Source organism: Sphingomonas insulae, from assembly GCF_010450875.1.
Classification (GTDB): domain Bacteria; phylum Pseudomonadota; class Alphaproteobacteria; order Sphingomonadales; family Sphingomonadaceae; genus Sphingomonas; species Sphingomonas insulae.
Window position 1 is genome coordinate 343,088 of record NZ_CP048422.1, and the last position, 19,413, is coordinate 362,500.

Annotated in this window: 11 protein-coding genes, 2 tRNA genes, 2 rRNA genes and 2 pseudogenes; 6 read left to right on the forward strand and 11 right to left on the reverse strand. The window is 63.7% G+C overall.

Annotated features, from left to right (window positions below; all coding sequences use genetic code 11):
• Positions 1 to 467 precede the first annotated feature (467 nt).
• Positions 468 to 1,673, reverse strand: a complete 1,206-nt coding sequence (gene pcaF / locus GTH33_RS03150; RefSeq protein WP_163957057.1) for a 3-oxoadipyl-CoA thiolase — start codon at positions 1,671 to 1,673, stop codon at positions 468 to 470.
• A 959-nt stretch (positions 1,674 to 2,632) separates the two neighbouring features.
• Between pcaF and GTH33_RS03155 the strand changes: the two are divergent.
• From GTH33_RS03155 to GTH33_RS03165, 4 genes and pseudogenes are all read left to right on the forward strand, one after another.
• A pseudogene (locus GTH33_RS03155) lies at positions 2,633 to 4,011 on the forward strand (glycosyl hydrolase family 95 catalytic domain-containing protein); the annotation flags it as partial.
• Between the two features lie 60 nt (positions 4,012 to 4,071).
• Positions 4,072 to 4,365: a glycoside hydrolase family 95-like protein gene (locus GTH33_RS18350; protein ID WP_338054415.1), complete on the forward strand. Its 294-nt coding sequence runs from the start codon at positions 4,072 to 4,074 to the stop codon at positions 4,363 to 4,365.
• Positions 4,366 to 4,405: 40 nt separating this feature from the next.
• Positions 4,406 to 4,726 carry a hypothetical protein gene (locus tag GTH33_RS03160; protein WP_163959562.1) on the forward strand — a complete coding sequence of 107 codons (321 nt, stop codon included), beginning with the start codon at positions 4,406 to 4,408 and terminating at the stop codon, positions 4,724 to 4,726.
• A 424-nt stretch (positions 4,727 to 5,150) separates the two neighbouring features.
• Positions 5,151 to 5,981 (forward strand): 23S rRNA (adenine(2030)-N(6))-methyltransferase RlmJ, encoded by an 831-nt coding sequence (locus GTH33_RS03165; RefSeq protein WP_163957058.1) that lies wholly within the window; start codon positions 5,151 to 5,153, stop codon positions 5,979 to 5,981.
• 257 nt (positions 5,982 to 6,238) lie between these two features.
• Here GTH33_RS03165 and GTH33_RS03170 read toward each other — a convergent pair whose 3' ends face one another.
• Positions 6,239 to 7,363, reverse strand: a complete 1,125-nt coding sequence (locus GTH33_RS03170; RefSeq protein ID WP_208404283.1) for a hypothetical protein — start codon at positions 7,361 to 7,363, stop codon at positions 6,239 to 6,241.
• Entirely contained in the window at positions 7,345 to 10,056 is a 2,712-nt protein-coding gene (locus GTH33_RS03175) for a TonB-dependent receptor (RefSeq protein ID WP_163957059.1), read from the reverse strand. Before GTH33_RS03175 ends, GTH33_RS03170 begins: the two co-directional genes overlap by 19 nt.
• Before the next feature lie 134 nt (positions 10,057 to 10,190).
• Here GTH33_RS03175 and GTH33_RS18265 point away from each other — a divergent pair.
• A pseudogene (locus tag GTH33_RS18265) lies at positions 10,191 to 10,874 on the forward strand (ROK family transcriptional regulator); the annotation flags it as partial.
• A gap of 295 nt (positions 10,875 to 11,169) precedes the next feature.
• On the opposite strand, the gene GTH33_RS18105 reads toward GTH33_RS18265, so the two are convergent.
• The 3 genes from GTH33_RS18105 to GTH33_RS03190 form a co-directional block, all read right to left on the reverse strand.
• Positions 11,170 to 12,540, reverse strand: a complete 1,371-nt coding sequence (locus GTH33_RS18105) for an MFS transporter (RefSeq protein ID WP_163957061.1) — start codon at positions 12,538 to 12,540, stop codon at positions 11,170 to 11,172.
• A 683-nt stretch (positions 12,541 to 13,223) separates the two neighbouring features.
• On the reverse strand, positions 13,224 to 13,580 hold the full coding sequence (locus GTH33_RS17985) for a transposase (RefSeq protein WP_212592669.1): 357 nt from the start codon (positions 13,578 to 13,580) through the stop codon (positions 13,224 to 13,226).
• Positions 13,577 to 14,653 carry a transposase gene (locus GTH33_RS03190; RefSeq protein WP_208404282.1) on the reverse strand — a complete coding sequence of 359 codons (1,077 nt, stop codon included), beginning with the start codon at positions 14,651 to 14,653 and terminating at the stop codon, positions 13,577 to 13,579. Before GTH33_RS03190 ends, GTH33_RS17985 begins: the two co-directional genes overlap by 4 nt.
• A 275-nt stretch (positions 14,654 to 14,928) precedes the next feature.
• Between GTH33_RS03190 and GTH33_RS03195 the strand changes: the two genes are divergently transcribed.
• A complete protein-coding gene (locus tag GTH33_RS03195) occupies positions 14,929 to 15,168 on the forward strand; it encodes a hypothetical protein (RefSeq protein WP_163957062.1) in 240 nt (79 codons plus the stop codon).
• On the opposite strand, the gene GTH33_RS03200 is transcribed toward GTH33_RS03195, so the two are convergent.
• The 5 genes from GTH33_RS03200 to GTH33_RS03220 all read right to left on the reverse strand — a co-directional run bounded on the left by GTH33_RS03200 (position 15,165) and on the right by GTH33_RS03220 (position 19,386).
• Positions 15,165 to 15,359 (reverse strand): hypothetical protein, encoded by a 195-nt coding sequence (locus GTH33_RS03200; RefSeq protein ID WP_243848541.1) that lies wholly within the window; start codon positions 15,357 to 15,359, stop codon positions 15,165 to 15,167. The genes GTH33_RS03195 and GTH33_RS03200 overlap by 4 nt on opposite strands.
• Before the next feature lie 150 nt (positions 15,360 to 15,509).
• Positions 15,510 to 15,586, reverse strand: a tRNA-Met gene (locus GTH33_RS03205).
• 145 nt (positions 15,587 to 15,731) lie between these two features.
• Positions 15,732 to 15,846: ribosomal RNA gene (gene rrf / locus GTH33_RS03210) — 5S ribosomal RNA — on the reverse strand.
• Between the two features lie 242 nt (positions 15,847 to 16,088).
• Positions 16,089 to 18,906 (reverse strand): 23S ribosomal RNA (locus GTH33_RS03215).
• A 404-nt stretch (positions 18,907 to 19,310) separates the two neighbouring features.
• Positions 19,311 to 19,386 (reverse strand) — tRNA-Ala (locus tag GTH33_RS03220).
• Positions 19,387 to 19,413: the final 27 nt, after the last annotated feature.

Below are 19,413 nucleotides of genomic sequence, written 5' to 3' on the forward strand. Positions count from 1 at the left end.
GTCGTTCCTTCGTACCAATGAGTGACCGGGCGCCTTTGCCCCTTCTGCCGACAGATAGCCTGCGTCGCTGACGTGCTCCAGCCAGGTCGCGGCGCTGCCATTGACGAATTCGGTGACGGCGATGTGGGTCGTCACCATGGTGTCGGTCGCCCCGTGCCAATGTCGCTCGTCCGCGGGGATCCGGACTGGATCCCCGGCAGTCACGTCGACCCTTGCATGACACTCGGATCGGACCCAGCCGCGCGTCGCCGTGACGATGCGGATTTGCCGCGCCGGATAGGTATGCCATGCCGTCCGCGCGCCGGGTACGAACGTCACCCGGCCGGTGGCCACCCGGCCCGGCTCCTCCGCATTGGTCAGTGCGTCGCGGCGGGTGGTGAAGGTCAAATATACCGGGGTCGGGCGTCGAGGGGGAAGACGCGCCGCGATTGACGATCATGCCAATTTTCCGGGTTTCGAACGACCGATCAGACGTGCTCCAGCAGCAGTGCGGCGCCCTGCCCCACGCCCACGCACATGAAGGCGAGCGCATAGCGGCCGTTCCGCAGGCCAAGCTCCTCCACCGCCGACATCGCAATCCGCGCGCCCGACATGCCGAGGGGATGGCCCAGCGCGATCGCGCCGCCATTCGGGTTGACGCGATCGTCGGTGAACGGATCGATATCGAGAGCGCGCAGTGTCGCGATCGCTTGGCTGGCGAACGCTTCGTTCAGTTCGATGACGTCGAGCCGATCGATGCCGATGCCGCCGAGCCGCAGCACCTTGCGCGCCGCTTCGATCGGTCCGATCCCCATGACCCGGGGTGCCACGCCGGTCGACGCCATCGCGACGATGCGTGCACGCGGCGTCAGGCCGTGGGCGACGACGGCACGTTCGCCTGCGACGATCATCGCGGCCGCGCCGTCGTTCAAGCCCGAAGCGTTGCCGGCGGTCACCGTACCGCCGGCCCGGACGACAGGCTGCAGTGCAGCCAGTTTCTCCATCGTGGTCGCGCGCGGATGCTCGTCCCGTGCGAAGACGAGCGCATCGCCCTTGCGTTGCGGCACCGCCACTTCGACGATCTCACGCGCGAAGCGTCCGTTCTGCTGTGCGGCGGCGGCCTTGCGCTGGCTGGCCAGCGCGAAAGCGTCCTGATCCTCGCGGGTGACCTGCCAGTCCGATGCGACGTTCTCCGCCGTCTCCGGCATCGTGTCCACACCATAAGCGGCCCGCATCGCCGGATTGACGAACCGCCAGCCGAGCGTCGTATCCTCGATCTTCTGCGTGCGATCGAATGCCGCGCCCGCCTTTCCCATGACGAAGGGCGCCCGCGTCATGCTCTCCACGCCGCCCGCAATCATCAATTCCGCATCGCCGCTGCGGATCGCCTGCGCCGCGCCGCCAACGGCGTTGAGGCCGGAGGCGCACAGACGGTTCAGCGTGACGCCTGGCACCGTTTCGGGCAGTCCGGCGAGCAGCACCGCCATGCGCGCGACGTTGCGATTGTCCTCGCCCGACTGATTGGCGCATCCCATCAGCACGTCGTCGATCGCAGCCCAGTCGACGCCGGGATTACGATCGCGCAGCGCGCGTAGCGGGATCGCGGCGAGATCGTCCGCACGCACCGTCGCCAGCGCCCCGTTCAGTTTACCGATCGGTGTTCGCACCGCGTCGCAGATGAAGGCGTCGGTCATGATCGTCTCGTCTCTCCCGTCTCGGGCCACGCAAAGGTCATAAGAGCTCGCGAGCCAACCTGGCGCTGCTGCCGTTCACCGGCCGAACGGTGCTATTTTTCGCGTGTGGCGGCAAGTCGCTGCATTATCACGGGAGGGATGATCCGGCGATCACGGCAGCGGCACCGCTGCGCCATTACGCCGCGCTGGCCGCCCGGTTCAGGCGGCGCGGGACGAGCCGGTCGTGTCGGTTTTTTCACGGCACCGATATGCGGCATGCGCTGGGCAGCCTACATCGATCAATCAGCAAGAACGCGCATAGCGCCCCCGGAACCCGTTCCAGGGCCGCAATTGCAAGACGATAGCCGGTAGAGGCAGTTACACCTGGCAAGGATAGCCGCCCCGATCTCGGACCCGGTCAATTGCTCGCGGACGCATGGGCGTCGCAGCTCTTGCCGGCCGATCAGGTAGATGCCGGCAGCATCGTGACCTTGTTTCGCCCCAGCAGAACCTAGGTCGCGGACCGATATCATCCGCCCCGACGTTCCGAATGCGTGACGATTAATCCAGTTATGTCAATAACATTGATATTTTTTCTGTAGTCAAGTGCCGTGAAGACAACCCTCGCCGAGGGCGAAGGGCAAATTGATTTGTCATTTCCCAATATATCCGTCTTTGATTTTGCTGCAATATGAAATACTTCGTCGTAATTCGAGAGGCTTGGCAATGTCTGCTGTTCAATACTCCACGCCAGACTGATACGATTGCACTGTGATGGATCGTCGACACCATGCTTTAAGGCAACCCGGCACGGTCCCGCGGCGCTGTCGTGCCGCATCGGCCTGACCAGTCCGCTCCGCGCGAACGTCCGCGCGACCGGCGCCACGCTGGTGCTGGCCGGCAAGGCGCCGACCATTTCCAAGCCGGTCTACGACGATGTCGCCGATCCCGTCGTCTATTCGGATCGGGACGGCCTGGGCATGCGCTTTGCCGCGATACTGGAGGTCCGCACTGACGGACACGTCACGACCCACTCCGGAACGCTGGAGGTCGCCGACGCACGCGACATCGAGATCAGGATTGCCGTCGCCACCGGCTTTCGCAGCTTCGACACCGCACCGGACCTGTCCGCCGAGGCGGTCGAAGCCGCTGCGACGGCGACGCTGCGGCGTGCGGCCCGCCATGGCCATGCCCGCCTGCGCACGCGCCATGTCGAGGATCATCGCTCGCTGTTCCGCCGGGTCGCCCTCGATCTCGGCCCGGCCCGGCAAAGTGCGCCGACCGATCGCCGCCGCGTGGCCGACGAGGGTACGCCGGATCCCGCGCTGGCGGCGCTGTTGTTCGATTTCGGGCGTTATTTGCTGATCGCCAGTTCCCGGCCCGGTACGCAGCCCGCCACTCTGCAGGGCATCTGGAACGATGCGGTCCGGCCGCCGTGGAGCTGCAACTATACCACGAACATCAACCTTCAGATGAATTACTGGCCCGCGGAAAGCTGCGGGCTGGCGGACTGCCACACGCCCCTGATCGACCTGATCGAACGGCTGGCCGTGACCGGTGCGCGCACCGCGCGCGACTATTACGGACTGCCCGGGTGGTGCCTGCACCACAACACTGACCTGTGGGCGATGACCAACCCCGTCGGCGAAGGCCGCGGCGATCCCAATTGGGCGAACTGGCCGATGGGCGCGCCGTGGCTGGCCCAACATCTTTGGGATCATTATGCGTTCGGCGGCGACATCGGCTATCTGCGCGATCGGGCATGGCCACTGATGCGGGGAGCCGCGATGTTCTGCGCCGCGTGGCTGGTGCCGCACCCGCATGACGGGCGATTGACGACGGCGCCATCGATCTCCCCCGAAAACCTGTTCATCGCTCCGGACGGCCGGCCGGCGGCGATATCCGCCGGCTGCACGATGGACCTTGCGCTGATCCGCGAATTGTTCGGCAATTGCATCACGGCAGCGCGTCGACTTGGCGTCGACCGGACGTTTGCCGCTCAGTTGGCAGCGCTGGTGCCCAGGCTCGAACCCTATCGCATCGGCAGCCACGGCCAGTTGCAGGAATGGGCCGAAGACTTCGCCGAACAGGATGTCGGACACCGTCACATCTCGCACCTGTACCCCTGCTATCCCGGCAGCGCGATGTCACCGCATGCAACGCCGGGATGGGCAGAGGCGGTTCGCGCATCCATGGCGCGCCGCGAGGCGCATGGCGGCGCCGCGACGGGATGGAGCCGGGCATGGGCCACCGCCATCTGGGCCAGGTTGGGGATGGCAGGCGTGCGGGTGAATCGATCCGGCTCTTCGTGCGCGACAGCCTGGTCGGCAATCTGCTCGATACGCATCCGGCACCCGGTCACGCCGTGTTCCAGATCGACGGCAATTTCGGCATCACCGCCGCCATCGCCGAAATGCTGATGCAGAGCCACAATGGCGTCATCGCGGTGCTGCCCGCCATACCGCCGGGCTGGGACCGGGGATCGGTCACCGGCCTTCGCGCGCGGGGCGGTGCTACGCTGGATATCGCCTGGGTCCGCGATGCCGTGACCGTCCGTATCGTCGTCCCATTCGAGACTCTCCGTCTGCGCCCGCCACCGGGTTTCGCATTTTCCGATAGCAGGAATGGCGACGATACCGTTGATCTTCCGGCGAGAGGAAAACCATACAGCCTGTCCGCTCACCGAAGGGGCGGTGAGCCGATCCCGCCCTGAACCTATGCTTTGGTCGGGCTGGCATGATAGAACCACCTATATGGCAAAATCCCGAAGCAACGGCGGCACCATCGATGTCGATGGCGCCATATACGACTGGCACCTCCGGCATGAACCGCATCAATCGGATGACGAGGGCTGGAAGGGAATGACGATAGCCCTTACCCAGCGCGATGCGACGCGCGAAGCATGGGTTGAATTTCCGCCGCCAAAACGGCTGTTGAAGGGCTTGCCGCGCGGACGCCTTCAACTCGATGTCGCAACGATCGCGCGGTGCGTGCGTGCCGCGATCTCGGCCGGTTGGGAGCCTATGTCGCGGGGTAAGCCGGTGACATTCGCGGTCGATGCCGACGGCAATTGAACCAGTCGACGCGGGCGCGGGACAAAGCGCACCTGGCCCCAGGTACACCGAGGTCAAACGCCGTTGTTGGCTGGCGACGGGCTCGGGTCATTGACGACGGACGTTGCCGACCCGGGCAAAGGTGGAGATAAAAGACCTGAACCTTCGGCGGTCCGGCGTTGCGCGGATTATGGGCCAACATCAGTAGACCGGTGCTTCACGGCAAGCCCAGTTACGGCCGGCTGCTCGATGAGGGGACATCCCCTGCTACCGAAGCCTTATGCTCCCGCCTTCGCCGACGGATCGCCAATGCGGGCGTGACGCAAATACGTTGATCGCTGCGGCCCGACTTAATACCAGCACCCGCGAGGCTGCATCGATCGCCTCGCGCTCGGCGACCGCGCCAGCACCACGCAGAAGGTCGATCGTCAGGGTTCAAGTCGCAATGAATTATCGCCACTCCTTCCATGCGGGCAATAGCGCTGATGTCGTGAAGCACAGCCTGCTGATCGCCCTCGTGCAGGCGTTGCAGCACAAACCGGGTGCGTTGACCCTGATCGACACCCATGCGGGCTGCGGGCTGTACGACCTTGACGGCGAGGAGGCCCGACGCACCGGCGAGGCCACGCAGGGCGTGCTGCGGGTCCTCGCCGACCCGGACCCCTTGCTGAACGACTATCGCGCCGTCATCGAGGCCGTGAACGCCGGGGCCGAGCCGCACGTCTACCCCGGCTCGCCGAGGATCCTGGCGCAGCTTCTACGCCCGCAGGATTTTTTGATCCTGAACGAGAAACATCCCGCGGACGCCTATACCCTGCGCGGCGTGATGCGCCACACATCCGCTGCCGTGCACGAACGCGACGCCTACGAGCTTTGGCTGGCCATGCTGCCGCCCCGGACCGCGCGCGGCGTCGTGGTCGTCGACCCGCCATACGAGCAGCCCGACGAACGCGAACGGGTTACCGCCACCCTCGCCGCTGCTTACCGCAAATGGGCGCACGGCGTGACGATGATCTGGTATCCGCTGAAAGACCGCAGCACGCATTGGCGCTGGAAGGATCAGTTACGCAAGCTCGGCATCCCGAAATTGCTGTGCGTGGAGCATTGGTTATACGATGACGATCAGCCCGGCATCTATAATGGTGCAGGCCTCTACATCGTCAACCCGCCCTACGCCTTCACGCAGGCGCTGCCGCCTCTGCTGGAAGCCCTGCGCACCGTGCTGGCGCCGGAGGGGCATAGAGGGGACATAACGGCCGATTGGCTGGCCGTTTAAAGGACATTCTCACCGCCCGCTTGTCTCGAAGCAGGCGTTGCCGCGCTGCGGGTTTAAGACGAGGCATGTTGCGGACGCGAGCGCCGCCAGCGGACGACGAAACTTCGCAATCTCATCATGCATAAGTCCTTTCATGGGTCTGATGGTGTCGGAGGGACCGCGTGCCGACCTGGCACCGCCTGGGACCCGCGGTCCGCCTGCTTCTGGCGCTGAGTCGGACGGAAATATTGCGAGCGCCGCGCAATGCCTGGAATGGATCAGCCGTCGTTGACGAAGACCGAGGGCGGCGGAACGGGCACCGCGGTCGGCGACAGCAGCGCGCCGGTGTCGCGATCGTAGCGGAACACCTCGTGCACCGCGTTGGTATCGACGCTCAGCACACCCGCGGCGAGGTCGTCCGCCACCCTGATCCGTCGTGGCGTGCCGCCCGGGCAGGCGACGCTGGCGCCCGCCGCGAAGCCGCCCTCGCCCAGCGGCCGGATCAGGCACGGCGCCGCACCGGAGCGACCGAGTTCCAGCCATCCCTCGGGCGTGATGCGGTGGGTGTAGATCGCCTGTCCGTCGGGTGCGACCGTCGTGAACGACTGGCCGCGGCCGAACCTTTGCTGCGGGGCGCCCAGCCCCTTCACACCGACGACATTGTAACTCAGCAGGCCATCGCCCCCGATGTAATAATGGCCGATCTGCGTGCCCGTATTGTCGGGCCAGCGCAGGTGCATATGCATATGCGGCGGGGCATCGCGATGGTTGTGTGGTGCGTTGGTGTCGAAGCCCATGATCTGGATGCGGCCGAGGCGGTCGTGCTCCATCCATTCGCCGAGCCCCAGTTCGCGCACCACCTCGCGCTGCGCGAATTCGAGCGCATTGGCGGCGGCGCGCTGCACGGCAGGAAACCTGCCCTGCGCATAGTCGCCGGCACGACGCGCGGGATCGGCATGCTCGAAGCGCAGCACCATCCCCGGCTCGACGATATGCGTCGCGACCTCCGCGGCGGTGATCGCGTCGCTCCCCACCGGCGGCACGGCGACGATCAGGCGGTCTCCCTCTTGCCGGAAGGGCACATCGCCGCCCTCCAGGATCACGCGGCGGACATTGGCGGCGCCCCGGCGGAAGCCGAGTTCGAGCGTCCGCATGCGCGGGATCGACAGCGCGATGACGGTTTCGCGATCGTTGTCGGCATTCCAGTTCGCGTCCGCGATCGGCGAACAGGTGGCGCAGGTCGCGGGATCGAACCGCACCCCCGCGCCCGCGTCGCGCTTGACGAACTTCAACACCACGCGCACCGCGCCATCGACCCGCTGCGCCGCCGCGGGTGTGGCGACGCCGAGCGTCACGAGCAGCGCCACCGCCAGTCTGCCCGCCGTCACAGCTTCGGCTTCCACGACAGCCCGAGCCAGAAAGTACGCCCGACCGGGAAGAAATAATTGACGAGGCCGCGGTCGATGCCCTGACGGACGACGAACGGCGCCTTGGTCAGGTTCTGGACCTGCCCGACCAGTTCGACACCCGGCCGCAGCGTGGCGCGCGCCTGCACGTCGAACTGCTGGCGGGGCTCCTGATACAGGTCGCGGGTCGGGGTATCGCCATCGACCGACTGCACCGCGCGACCGATCCGGTTGTACGAGGCGCGCAACTCGATCGGACCGGTCACGTAGAAGGCGGTGAGGTTGGCGATATAGTCGGGCTGCTGGATCAGCCCGCTGCTGCGCCGTACCGCGGGCAGGCCGGAGGCGACGCCCGCCGCGCTGACCGGCTGGTCGAACGAGCCATCGAGCAACGTGAAATTGGCGTTGACGCCAAGCCCCGGCACGAGGGCGATCCTGTCGAGCGTATAGCTGACCTCCAGCCCCTTGACCCGCGCACGCGCCGCGTTGCGCGGCGTGCTGACGAAGACCGTCTGATAGGTCGTACCCTGGAAGAGGGTGGCCGGGCCCTGCTGGGTCGACGTGAAGATCTCGTTGCGGATGTCCTTGGCGAAGCCTGCGACCGAAATCAGCCCCCCGCCGCCCAGATACCATTCGTAGGACAGGTCGTAGTTCCACGCCTCGCGCGGCTTGAGGTTCGGATTGCCGGTGCTGACGGTGAGCGTGCCGTCGGTGCCGACGCCGAAGGTCGTGCGGGCGGCATATTGGCCGTAGTCGGGCCGACCGATCGTCTTCGATACGCCGCCACGCAGCCGCATGCCGTCGCCGAGCTCGACGGTCGCCAGTGCAGACGGCAGCCAGAAGCCATAGCCCGTGCGGCGCCGTACCGGCTCGTAGGCGGTCGCCCCCTTCGCGGTCGGCACCTGGTTGGTATCGACGACCAGGCCGGTGTCGTCGTAGCGGACGCCCGCCTGCACGTCGAAGCGATCGGCGCGGAACACGCCCTGGACATATCCCGCCTTCACCGTTTCCAGATCGTGGAAATCGTCAGCGGCATTGTTGGCGCGCTGGTCGGTGGCGATGAACAGCGACCGGTTGGCGTCGAACCGCTGCCATGCGGCGGTGCGGTTCACCAGCAGATAGGGCGCGCCCGGCGTTTCATAGGTGGCAGGCGTCTGCGGATAGAGGATGCCGTTCAGCGTCCCGAACGCCGCTTGGTTCGCTGCGGTGCCGGGGACATATTCCAGATAGCGCTGATCGTAGGCGAGGTCGGTCCGCGTCACCGCCGCGCCGACATTGAGCCCCAGGCCACGATCGTCCGCACCGGCATTGTAGCCGAGGTTCACCTTGACGAAGTCGGTCGTCGAATCGAGATCGCGGTGGATGTCGCGGAAGTACAGCGCGCGATAGGCGTCCGGGCTGGCCGCAGCGACGAGATCGTTGAGCGTCAGCCGCGGTCGGCCATCCACGATCCGGTAGGCATAGCCGAACGCCGCCGAATAGCCGTTCGACGCGGCACCCGCGCGGGGGTTGGCGTCGTATTTTATCATCTGGCGGTTTTCGCGATACGTCGCCTTCGACCGTGCGAGCGTCGTGTCGAGGATCAGCCCGTCGCCGAAATCATGCCGGCCCTTGGCATCGATCAGCCAGGTGTTGCGCGTCACCGGCTGATAGGTCAGCCCCTGCTGCGTGTCGCCTTGCGCGAACCGGCCGCTCGTCGGCGTGACCGCGGGCGCCGCGCCGGTCGCGAGCGTCAGCGCCTCGTAACGAGTCTCGGTATCCGTATCGTGGTAATAGCCGCCGAACAGCGACAGCTGCGTCGCCGCGTCCGGACGCCATTCCAGCTTCAGATTGCCCGACAGGCGGGTGCGCAGGTTCTCGAAGAAATAATCCTGGTTGCGTACCGGCACGACGGCGCCGGTCGAAAGGCCGGGAAAGGCGGTGCGTGCGCCGGCCGCGGTGAAATAGCTCCAGCCCGCGCCGGCGGTGTCGCCCGGCAGTTCCGCCCGCGCGGTCGATGGCAGCCGCTGGTATTCGACCGACGCGACGACGCCGAACTGCTCGCCCGGGCCGAACAGCGTGGAAGCGGTGGCATCGGCGCGGATCGCAGCGCCGCCACCACGCACCAGCTTGCCGGCGGTGTCGTTATAGCCGCCATTGGCGTTGACCACGAAGAATCGCTTGCCGTTCTGGTCGAACGCGCTTTTGGAGACGATGTTGATCTGGCCGCCAAGCGCGTGCGGATCATATTGCGCGCTGACGCTCTTGATCGCCTCGATCCGCGCGACCAGCGATGCGGGCAGCATGTCGAGGCGCGCACCACGATAGATCCAGTCGGGCGACGCCAGCGGAATACCGTCGATCGTGACGAGATTGTAGCGCGGATCGAGCCCGCGGATCGTCGCGCGCTGATAGATGTCGCGGTTCTTGGTCGGGTCGGCGCCGCCGACAACGGAGACGCCGGTGATCCGGCGGCTAGCCTCGACGATGTTGAGGTCGGGCAACCGGCCGACATCGTCCTGCGACACCGCATCAAGGATGACCGCCGCACTCTTCTTCGCCTTGGTCGCCGATCGCTGAGAGGCGCGAAAACCGGTGACTACGATGTCGCCCTGGTCATCCGCTTCGGCCGTCGGTGTAGTCTGCTGCGCCTGCGCCTGCCCGGCCAGCATGACGCCCGGAGGCACGCTGATGGCCGCTGCCAGCAGCATAGTCCGACTCGAAAATCTCACTTCAAAACCCCCTACACGACGCAATATATATCGTGCTGTACGGTATTAATTTGACACTTCGAAGACGGTGCCTCTAGGGCTCGGATGAGAATGACAATGGAGATGCCCTAACGGTGGCGAGGAAGGACTATCGGTTGACCCCACGCGCCCGGCGTGTGCTCGCTCTGGTGCGGCGCAACGGAAGCATGTCGCGATCGCACCTGATCCGCGGGACGGGGCTGTCGGGCACCGCGGTGTTCCGCGCGACCGAGGAGCTCGAGGCGGCGGGCCTGCTCCGGAGCGGCGAAACGGTCGTTCATGGCCGCGGCCAGCCGAGCGCTACGATGCACATTGTCGCGGATGCGGCATTCAGCGTCGGCTTGTCGGTGATGACGGACCGCGCGGACGTCGTGCTGCTCGACCTGGCCGGCGTGGTGCGGGCGCGGCGCGATGTCAGCGCCCTGGGCATGACCCGCGCAACGATCCTCGCCGCGGTAGCGACGTTCATCGCCGAACAGCCGCTGCGCGACAGGATCGTCGGCATCGGCCTCGCCGTTGCCGGATTCTTCACCGCGGCGAATGTCAGCAACCCGGCCGCCGAGCTGGACGATTGGGCGCTGGTCGACCTTGCGGAGGCGCTGGAACGGTCACTCGGCCTATCGGCGGTGGTGGAGAACATCGCGAATGCCGCGGCCATCGGCGAACGGCTGTTGGGCGCGGGGGTGGATCATGCCAGCTTCTGCTATGTCAACGTCGCGGCAGGCTTCGGCGCCGGGGTGATCGATGACGGCCAATTGATGCGCGGGCGACATGGCAATGCGGGCGAGATCGCGGGCCTGTTCCACTTCGCCGATCGCACGACGCCCAATCTGGCCGATCTGTGCGACACGCTCGCCCGCCATGGCGTCGCCTGCACGGGCATATCCGATCTGGTGACGCGGTTCGACCCGGCGTGGCCGGGTGTCGATGCCTGGCTGACAGCGCGGCAGTCCTCGTTCGCCTGGTTATTCCAGATGCTGCGCTATACCCTCGATTGCGACGCGATCATATTGGGCGGACGGCTGCCACGTCCCCTGGCGCAGCGCATCGTCGACGACATGGTCTGGCCGGAACTCAGCCTGCCGTCGCGGCGCGGGGTGCGGGCACCGCCGACCCGGCTGATGGTGGCGACGCTGGATCCTGAACTGTCTGCACCGCTGGGCGCGGCGTCGCTGATCCTGCATCGCGCGCTGTTCGACTGAGCCGCCGCTCCCCCAACGCCAGCAGCAATCCGCCGAGCGCGATCATCAGCAGCGCGGCGATCATCGTCACCGATCGGAGCATACCCGGTGCCGCGAGATCGGTACGATAGGGCGCGCCATGAAGAGCATGGCCCAGCCACAGCATCGCCAGGCCCTGCGCAGTCTTCGACACTGCGGTGAGTGCCGCGATCCGCCGGAGATTGGCCGGCTGATCGTTCCCGCGGATCGCCGCGGTCCAGACCATCAGCCACAACCCGCCGCTCCCGATGCCGAAGCCAAGGCCGGCGACCGCGATAGCGATGCCGCCGGCGCGCAACGGGCCGGCGAGGGCGAATGCCGCCACGAGGGCGCAGCTGGCAGCCAGCAACGGCAATACGCGGGGAGACAGCCGGCGGCCGGCCATCGCCCAGCAGGGCTGGCACAGGATCGCCCCGAGCGAGGCCCAGATCATGATGCCAAGACCGGCCCCGCCGTAAGCGGCGGCATAAGGCTCCATGGCGCGGAACATCGTACTGCCGGCCGTCGCCGTACAGGCGACGGCAAGGATGAGCGCAGCGGGCAATGCGACCCGTCCGCCGCGATGGCCCGCGTGGGGCATCAAGGGTACCGCGATGCCGCGCTCCCGGGCGAGGCGGTGGGCGCTGACCACGGCCAACCCGGCGACGATGGCAGCCCAAACAACGTGCGGCAGTGCGCTGCCCGTTTCCGTCACGAGCAGCAGCGGTGCAGCGACCACGGCGACCAGCAGGCTGGCCGATCCGCCACAGATGTTACGCGCGGCGAGCAGGCGAATCCGCGCTGTCGGGTCCGGTGCCAGCAGCGGCACCAGCGCGTTCTGCGGGACGTCCATCCGAGCGAAGGCGAGCCGAAAGCCGATCAGCGTCACGACCGCGGCGCCCAGTCGGATCGGCGCGGGCAGGAACGGCGTCGCGCAAAACAACAAAAAGAACAGGCCGGCGGGACCGGCCGCAGCGCCCTGCCGGCGCAGGACGAGCGTCGGCCGGCGCATGGCAGGAGCGATGCTCCGGCCGACCCCGACGTCGGCGATCGCATTGACGAAGAGCGACAGGGCGATGAGCGCTCCCATGGTCCGTGGCGGCAACCCGCAGGTCTCCGTGAGGAAGAAAGCGAAGAGCAGGCCACTGGCGTGCCACAACAGGCTCTTGCAGAAATGCGCGAAGAGGTAGCGCCGCCGTGTCCTCTCCAGCGCCTTCCCGCCGTATCGCCGATCGCCGCTGCCCATCCTCCTTGATAGGCAGGCGAGATGACTCTGACGTGACGTCGGATCGTCGTGTCCGGCGACCGTGCATCGATCGCGGATGTACCGATTTACCGGCGGATACCGTCTGCGACGAGGCACCGACAGCAGAGCCGTCGATTTTTTTTGGCAACGCATCGAACGGACTGGCTGGCGGCAATGCAAGCCAAGGATGAATAGTGTACGACTGATCGACAGAATGGAGAAAATTTCGAGCACGTTACGGCAGTTGTACAGAGTTGGAAGACGCCGATCACAATCGATGGGCTGACCGACATGGACCAACCGACACTCAGCGTTGCTGCCGCGGACGGCTGAACGCCCCGGCCATTTCCAATCCGGAGGTTCGGCATCGCGGATGCCTGTCTCGCCAAGCAGGTCGGGGTAGCGCAACCAATAAGCGACACGCAGCGGCCCGTCGCCGCGGACGAAACCCGCCGTTCATTTCGGTCGAAGGCTGTGCGCTCGTCGATCCTGACCGATGGGTTACCGACTTCCCGAAAAGGATGACAGACCGTGCGGAAACTCACGGGCTGGCCGCCATCTGACGCTTCTCGCGTCCGGGCGGGTCAGAGACCGGTCTTATTTGGATTTGCGGCCGTGCTGACGCCGGGATGGCTTGATGGCCCGCATGTCTGGCGTTGTGCCGACGCAAATGGCGCGCCGGATCAGGCCTGCATCGCCCGGATCAGCCCCGGCACTCCGATGAGGGTGATGGCTCGCCTGAGATTGTAGGCGAGCGCGGTCAGGCTGAACTCGGCACGCACCTTCTCCAGCCCGCGCATCAGGAACGCGCCCTGGTTCATCCATTGCTTGATCGAGCCGAAGGGATGCTCGACCGTTTTCCGACGGACGTTCAGGATACCGGGCCTAGCGGCGAGCCGCGTCGCCATGCGGTCCAGCACCGCCTCGTTCTCCCAGCGGTTGATGCGCCGCCAGCGGCTGCTCGTGCAGCGCGGCTTGATGGTGCAGGCGGCACAGGCGGCGGGGTTGGAATATTGGATGTTGGCGTGGCCGCGTGTCACCGCGCGATAGCTGATGTCGAGCGTCCGGCCACCCGGGCAGTGGTACGCGTCCGCTTCGGCGTCGTAGCGAAAAGATCCTTAGGAAAACGGCCGTTGGCGATAGCGCTGCCCCGTTTCGGCCGGGCGACATAGGGCGTGATACCGTTCGCCTCACACGCCTCAATGTCCTCGCCTTTGTAATAGCCCATGTCGGCAACCGCATCGATTTGCTCGACACCAAGCGCCTCCTTGGCCGCACCGGCGGTAAGTGCCAGCAGGCCCATGTCCGTGGCGGCGTTGGTGATGTGCTGCTCGACGATGAGCTTGTGCTTGGCATCGACCGCGACCTGCGAGTTGTAGCCGACCGTGATCTTTTGACCCGTGACCATCGCGCGCGCATCCGGGTCGGTCAGCGAGATCTGGCTCTCACCGCTGGCGGTCAGCTGGTCCAGCATCGCCTCCTGCGCCTGCCGCCGCTCGCGCACCCTGGCGATCTTCGCAGCCAGGACCTCGCCACGACCAGGCCCATGGCCATCCTCGCCGCGGTCGATGGCGTCCAGCTCGACCAGATATCCCTCAAGCCGCTCGTCGGCTGCGGCGATATACCTAGCCAGCTTGTCGCGGGAAAAGTTGCGTCCAGGGCTATTCACCGCCTTCAGCCGCGTGCCGTCCACCGCCAGCAGCTCGCGCCCGAACAGGTCGAGCTTGCGACACAGGATGACGAAGGCACGGAACACCGCCTTAAACGCGCTCCGGTTGTCGCGACGAAAGTCGGCGATGGTCTTGTAGTCCGGCCGCAACCCGCGCAGCAGCCAGATCAGCTCGAGGTTGCGCGTCGTCTCCGCTTCCAGGCGCCGGCTCGACCGCACCCGGTTGAGATAGCCGTACAGGTACAGCTTGAGCATGTCGGCCGGATCGTAGCCGGGCCGCCCGGTCGCCTTCGGTTGCGACCGCACGAAGCCAGCATCGCCCAGGTCGAGGTCGTCGACGAACGCGTCGATGAACCGCACCGGGCTATCCGCCGCCACATAGTCCTCGACCGATGCCGGCAGCAGCAGTGCTTGGTCCCGAGCATGACCCTCGATGTACGCCATGGACGCAGCATACGCCGGTCAGCGACCCGATGGAATCAATTGCCGAGTTTCCGCACAGTCTGGATCATTATTGAGAACGGAAGCACGAGCTTGACTTGACCGACGTGAAACCGGACGCTTGGGCCATGCGAAGCGATGCGCGATGGTGGAAACCGCCGGCGCAGGCGGGAAAATATCCCGGCATAAGGAGTACTCGTCCAACGCATCGACGATCCCGCTCCCGCCTTGTGGACGGAAGATCAGCTCACGGAACAGCGGACAGGCTGCTTGTTCTGATGACGACGCGCGAGGCGCTTGCGGGCGCCAAGCGACCTTTCGACGTCACCTGGTTCCTGCCATTCCTCGTGAAGTATCAGCGGCCCCTCATCCAGGTGCTGGTCGCATCGTTCGTCATCCAGATCGTGGCGCTGATTTCCTCGATCTTCTTCCATCTCATCATCGATAAGGGTCTGGTCGACGGCACGCTGAGCACGCTCGACGTCCTCGCGGTCGGCCTCAAGGCCATTTTCATCTAGGACACACTGCTCAACAGCACCCGCCAATGGCTACTGAGCCATACGACATCGCGGTTGGATGCGGAACTTGGCGCGTCGCTCTTTGAGAAGGCATGTTCCATCGTGAACGCGGTGCCGAGCAGTCCGACCGTCTTGAAGCCGACCGCGTTGACGCGTTCGGCCGTGGGATCGGCGATGTGGAGGAGCGGCACGCCAACCACTGCCTGAGGCTCGTGCTGTTGAGGATGGTGATCTCACCATCGAACTACGTGGTGAGCTTGCGTCGATGCTGTCGCTATGCGCTGGCGCGAAAACGCAAAAAGCCTCCGCAGGTATTCCCCCGGAGGCGATATAAATCAGGCTGGTTGCGGGGACAGGATTTGAACCTGTGACCTTCAGGTTATGAGCCTGACGAGCTACCGGGCTGCTCCACCCCGCGATGAGGTCCATCAAAGTGGTACTTTGATGGATGAGGGTCCAGGGAGACACGAACGCCCCCGCGTGTGTGCGGGGGTGTTGGTGGTCCAGGGACCGGAGACGTTGTGATGGGTTCCAAGCCTTGATCTGCACCCGCCGGCTGCAATGCCTGGCGACGACCTACTCTTCCATCGCTTGAGCGATAGTACCATTGGCGCAGTCGGGTTTCACGGCCGAGTTCGGGATGGGATCGGGTGGGACACCGACGCTATAGCCACCAGGCAATGAAGCGGGCGGATGCGGGTATCACATCGAAGTGGTACTTCGATGCGGTTTGGGCTTTTGGGACCCACCGCGTTTCATTGCGATGGGCTCCTTAAAATCGATGCACCTTGTCTGCCAGCAACCCGGAACACCGGGCGCTGGTTGTGTGAAGGTTTATTCTGGCGTCGAGCTATTGGTCATCCACGTACATCGCTGACATTTGGGCCGAGACCCAGGATTGTCATTGATGGTGTGCAACTCTCAAGCGCGAATAGGACAATTAGTATCGGTTAGCTCCATGCGTTACCGCACTTCCACATCCGATCTATCAAGGTCGTGGTCTCCGACCGTCCTGTGAAATCTTATCTCGAGGGAGGCTTCCCGCTTAGATGCTTTCAGCGGTTATCCCGTCCGTACATAGCTACCCTGCTGCGCCGTTGGCACGACGACAGGTACACCAGAGGTACGTTCAACCCGGTCCTCTCGTACTAGGGTCAACTCCTCTCAAATTTCGACGCCCACGGCAGATAGGGACCAAACTGTCTCGCGACGTTCTGAACCCAGCTCACGTACCACTTTAATTGGCGAACAGCCAAACCCTTGGGACCTGCTCCAGCCCCAGGATGTGATGAGCCGACATCGAGGTGCCAAACAACCCCGTCGATATGAGCTCTTGGGGGTTATCAGCCTGTTATCCCCGGCGTACCTTTTATCCGTTGAGCGATGGCCCTTCCACGAGGGACCACCGGATCACTATGACCGACTTTCGTCTCTGCTCGACTTGTCAGTCTCGCAGTCAGGCGGGCTTATGCCATTGCACTCTAACAGCCGGTTTCCAACCGGCCTGAGCCCACCATCGCGCGCCTCCGTTACTCTTTAGGAGGCGACCGCCCCAGTCAAACTACCCGCCACAGAGGGTCCCTGTTCCGGCTTACGGAACGAGGTTAGACATCAGAAAACAACAGGGTGGTATTTCACCTATGGCTCCACATCAGCTGGCGCCGATGCTTCAAAGCCTCCCACCTATGCTACACAGTTCTTTCCTAATGCCACTCTGAAGCTGCAGTAAAGGTGCACGGGGTCTTTCCGTCTAACCGCGGGTACTCCGCATCTTCACGGAGAATTCAATTTCGCTGAGCATGTCCTGGAGACAGTGGGGAAGTCGTTACGCCATTCGTGCAGGTCGGAACTTACCCGACAAGGAATTTCGCTACCTTAGGACCGTTATAGTTACGGCCGCCGTTTACCTGGGCTTCATTTCAGAGCTTGCACCCCTCCACTTAACCTTCAGGCACCGGGCAGGCGTCAGGCCCTATACGTCGTCTTGAAGCCGACTTAGCAGAGCCCTGTGTTTTTGCTAAACAGTCGCTACCCCCTGGCCTGTGCCCCCTCATAACGCTTGCGCGCTGTGAGGGCCTCCTTCTTCCGAAGGTACGGAGGCAATTTGCCGAGTTCCTTCAGGACACTTCTCTCAAGCGCCTTGGTATACTCTACCTGACCACCTGTGTCGGTTTCGGGTACGGTCTATACGGTGGGGCTATTTCCTGGAACAGTTTCGAAGCACGTCCAATCCGATAAGGACGTACAACACACACCATCCGTCACACACCACCAGGCCCACGAATATTAACGTGGTTCCCATCGACTACCCCCTTCGGGCTCGTCTTAGGGGCCGGCTCACCCTGCGCGGATTAGCCTTGCGCAGGAACCCTTGGTCTTTCGGCGAGAGGGCATCTCACCCTCTTTATCGCTACTCATGTCTGCATTCGCACTTCCGATACCTCCACGACCCATTACCAGATCGCTTCAACGGCCTACGGAACGCTCCGCTACCGCGTGGCTTACGCCACACCCTAAGCTTCGGTGCATCACTTTAGCCCCGTTACATCTTCGCCGCAGAAACCCTTGTTTAGACCAGTGAGCTGTTACGCTTTCTTTAAAGGATGGCTGCTTCTAAGCCAACCTCCTGGTTGTTTTGGGATTTCCACATGCTTTCCCACTTAGTGATGACTTGGGGACCTTAGCTGTAGGTCAGGGCTGTTTCCCTTTTGACGACGGACCTTAGCACCCGCCGTCTGTCTCCCGGATATCACTCCTAGGTATTCGGAGTTTGGTTAGTGTTGGTAGATCTCGCGACCCCCGCAACCATCCAGTGCTCTACCCCCTAGGGTGTCCATCCGAGGCACTACCTCAATAGTTTTCGCGGAGAACCAGCTATTTCCCGGCTTGATTGGCCTTTCACCCCTAAACACAACTCATCCGGTAACTTTTCAACGTTAATCGGTTCGGACCTCCAGTGCATGTTACTGCACCTTCATCCTGGTCATGCCTAGATCGCCGGGTTTCGGGTCTAATACTTCAAACTATGGCGCCCTATTCAGACTCGCTTTCGCTGCGCCTACACCTAACGGCTTAAGCTTGCTTGAAACATTAAGTCACAGACCCATTATGCAAGAGGTACGCTGTCAGGGCTCAAGACCCCTCCAACTGCTTGTAGGCAATCCGTTTCAGGTACTGTTTCACTCCCCTCATCGGGGTGCTTTTCACCTTTCCCTCACGGTACTAGTTCGCTATCGGTCACATACGAGTATTTAGGCTTAGAGGGTGGTCCCCCTATGTTCAGACAGAATTACACGTGTTCCGCCCTACTCGAGTCCTGACACATCACTTTCGCATACGGGGCTGTCACCCGCTATGGCGCTACTTTCCAGAAGCTTCTGCTAGTTGAATGTCAGGCACTGGCCTGGTCCGCGTTCGCTCGCCACTACTAACGGAATCTCGGTTGATGTCTTTTCCTCCAGCTACTGAGATGTTTCAGTTCACCGGGTTCGCTTCACGAAGCCTATTTTATTCAGCTAAGTGATACCTGTTCCCGCCTAACCAGATAAGCCTCCAGGCGACACGCATGAAGCGTGCCGCCGAGCGGCTCAGCTAGTTAAACGGATAGGTGGGTTTCCCCATTCGGAAATCTGCGGGTCAAAGGTTGCTCACACCTCACCGCAGCTTATCGCAGCGTGCCACGTCCTTCATCGCCTGTATGTGCCAAGGCATCCACGAATTGCCCTTACCTCACGCTTGAGAGTCCACACCACCAACGACAACACTGGATCGACGCCTGTCAGGCGACGACACGAAACTCGGCAGAGCAGTGCAGCGTGGTTTTACCGGGCACCGTTGCCGATGCCGTCTTGATGCGGATGATTATAATCTCAGCCAGATTGTTTGGAATTGCGTTTCGGTCAGGCGCTTGCGCACCCGCCTCTCTCGCAATCCATTAAGTGATTGAAGTCAGCTTGGAGACGCTCGTTCGTGCCAGCCTTGCGGCCGACCCTCACGGTCGTTTGTCCAAACCGACACCATCACGGCATCGATTTTAAGAACCCATTCACAATGTCAAAGAGGGAGCTTGAGGCCCCCATTTACCGGCGTATCGCTACGCCGGAACCGGTGTCTTCATCAAATCTGGAAAATCGCTGTGGCGGTGGTGGAGCCTATCGGGATCGAACCGATGACCTGATGCTTGCAAAGCAACCGCTCTCCCAGCTGAGCTAAGGCCCCATTGCGCCAGCGCAAAGACGCGGCAGC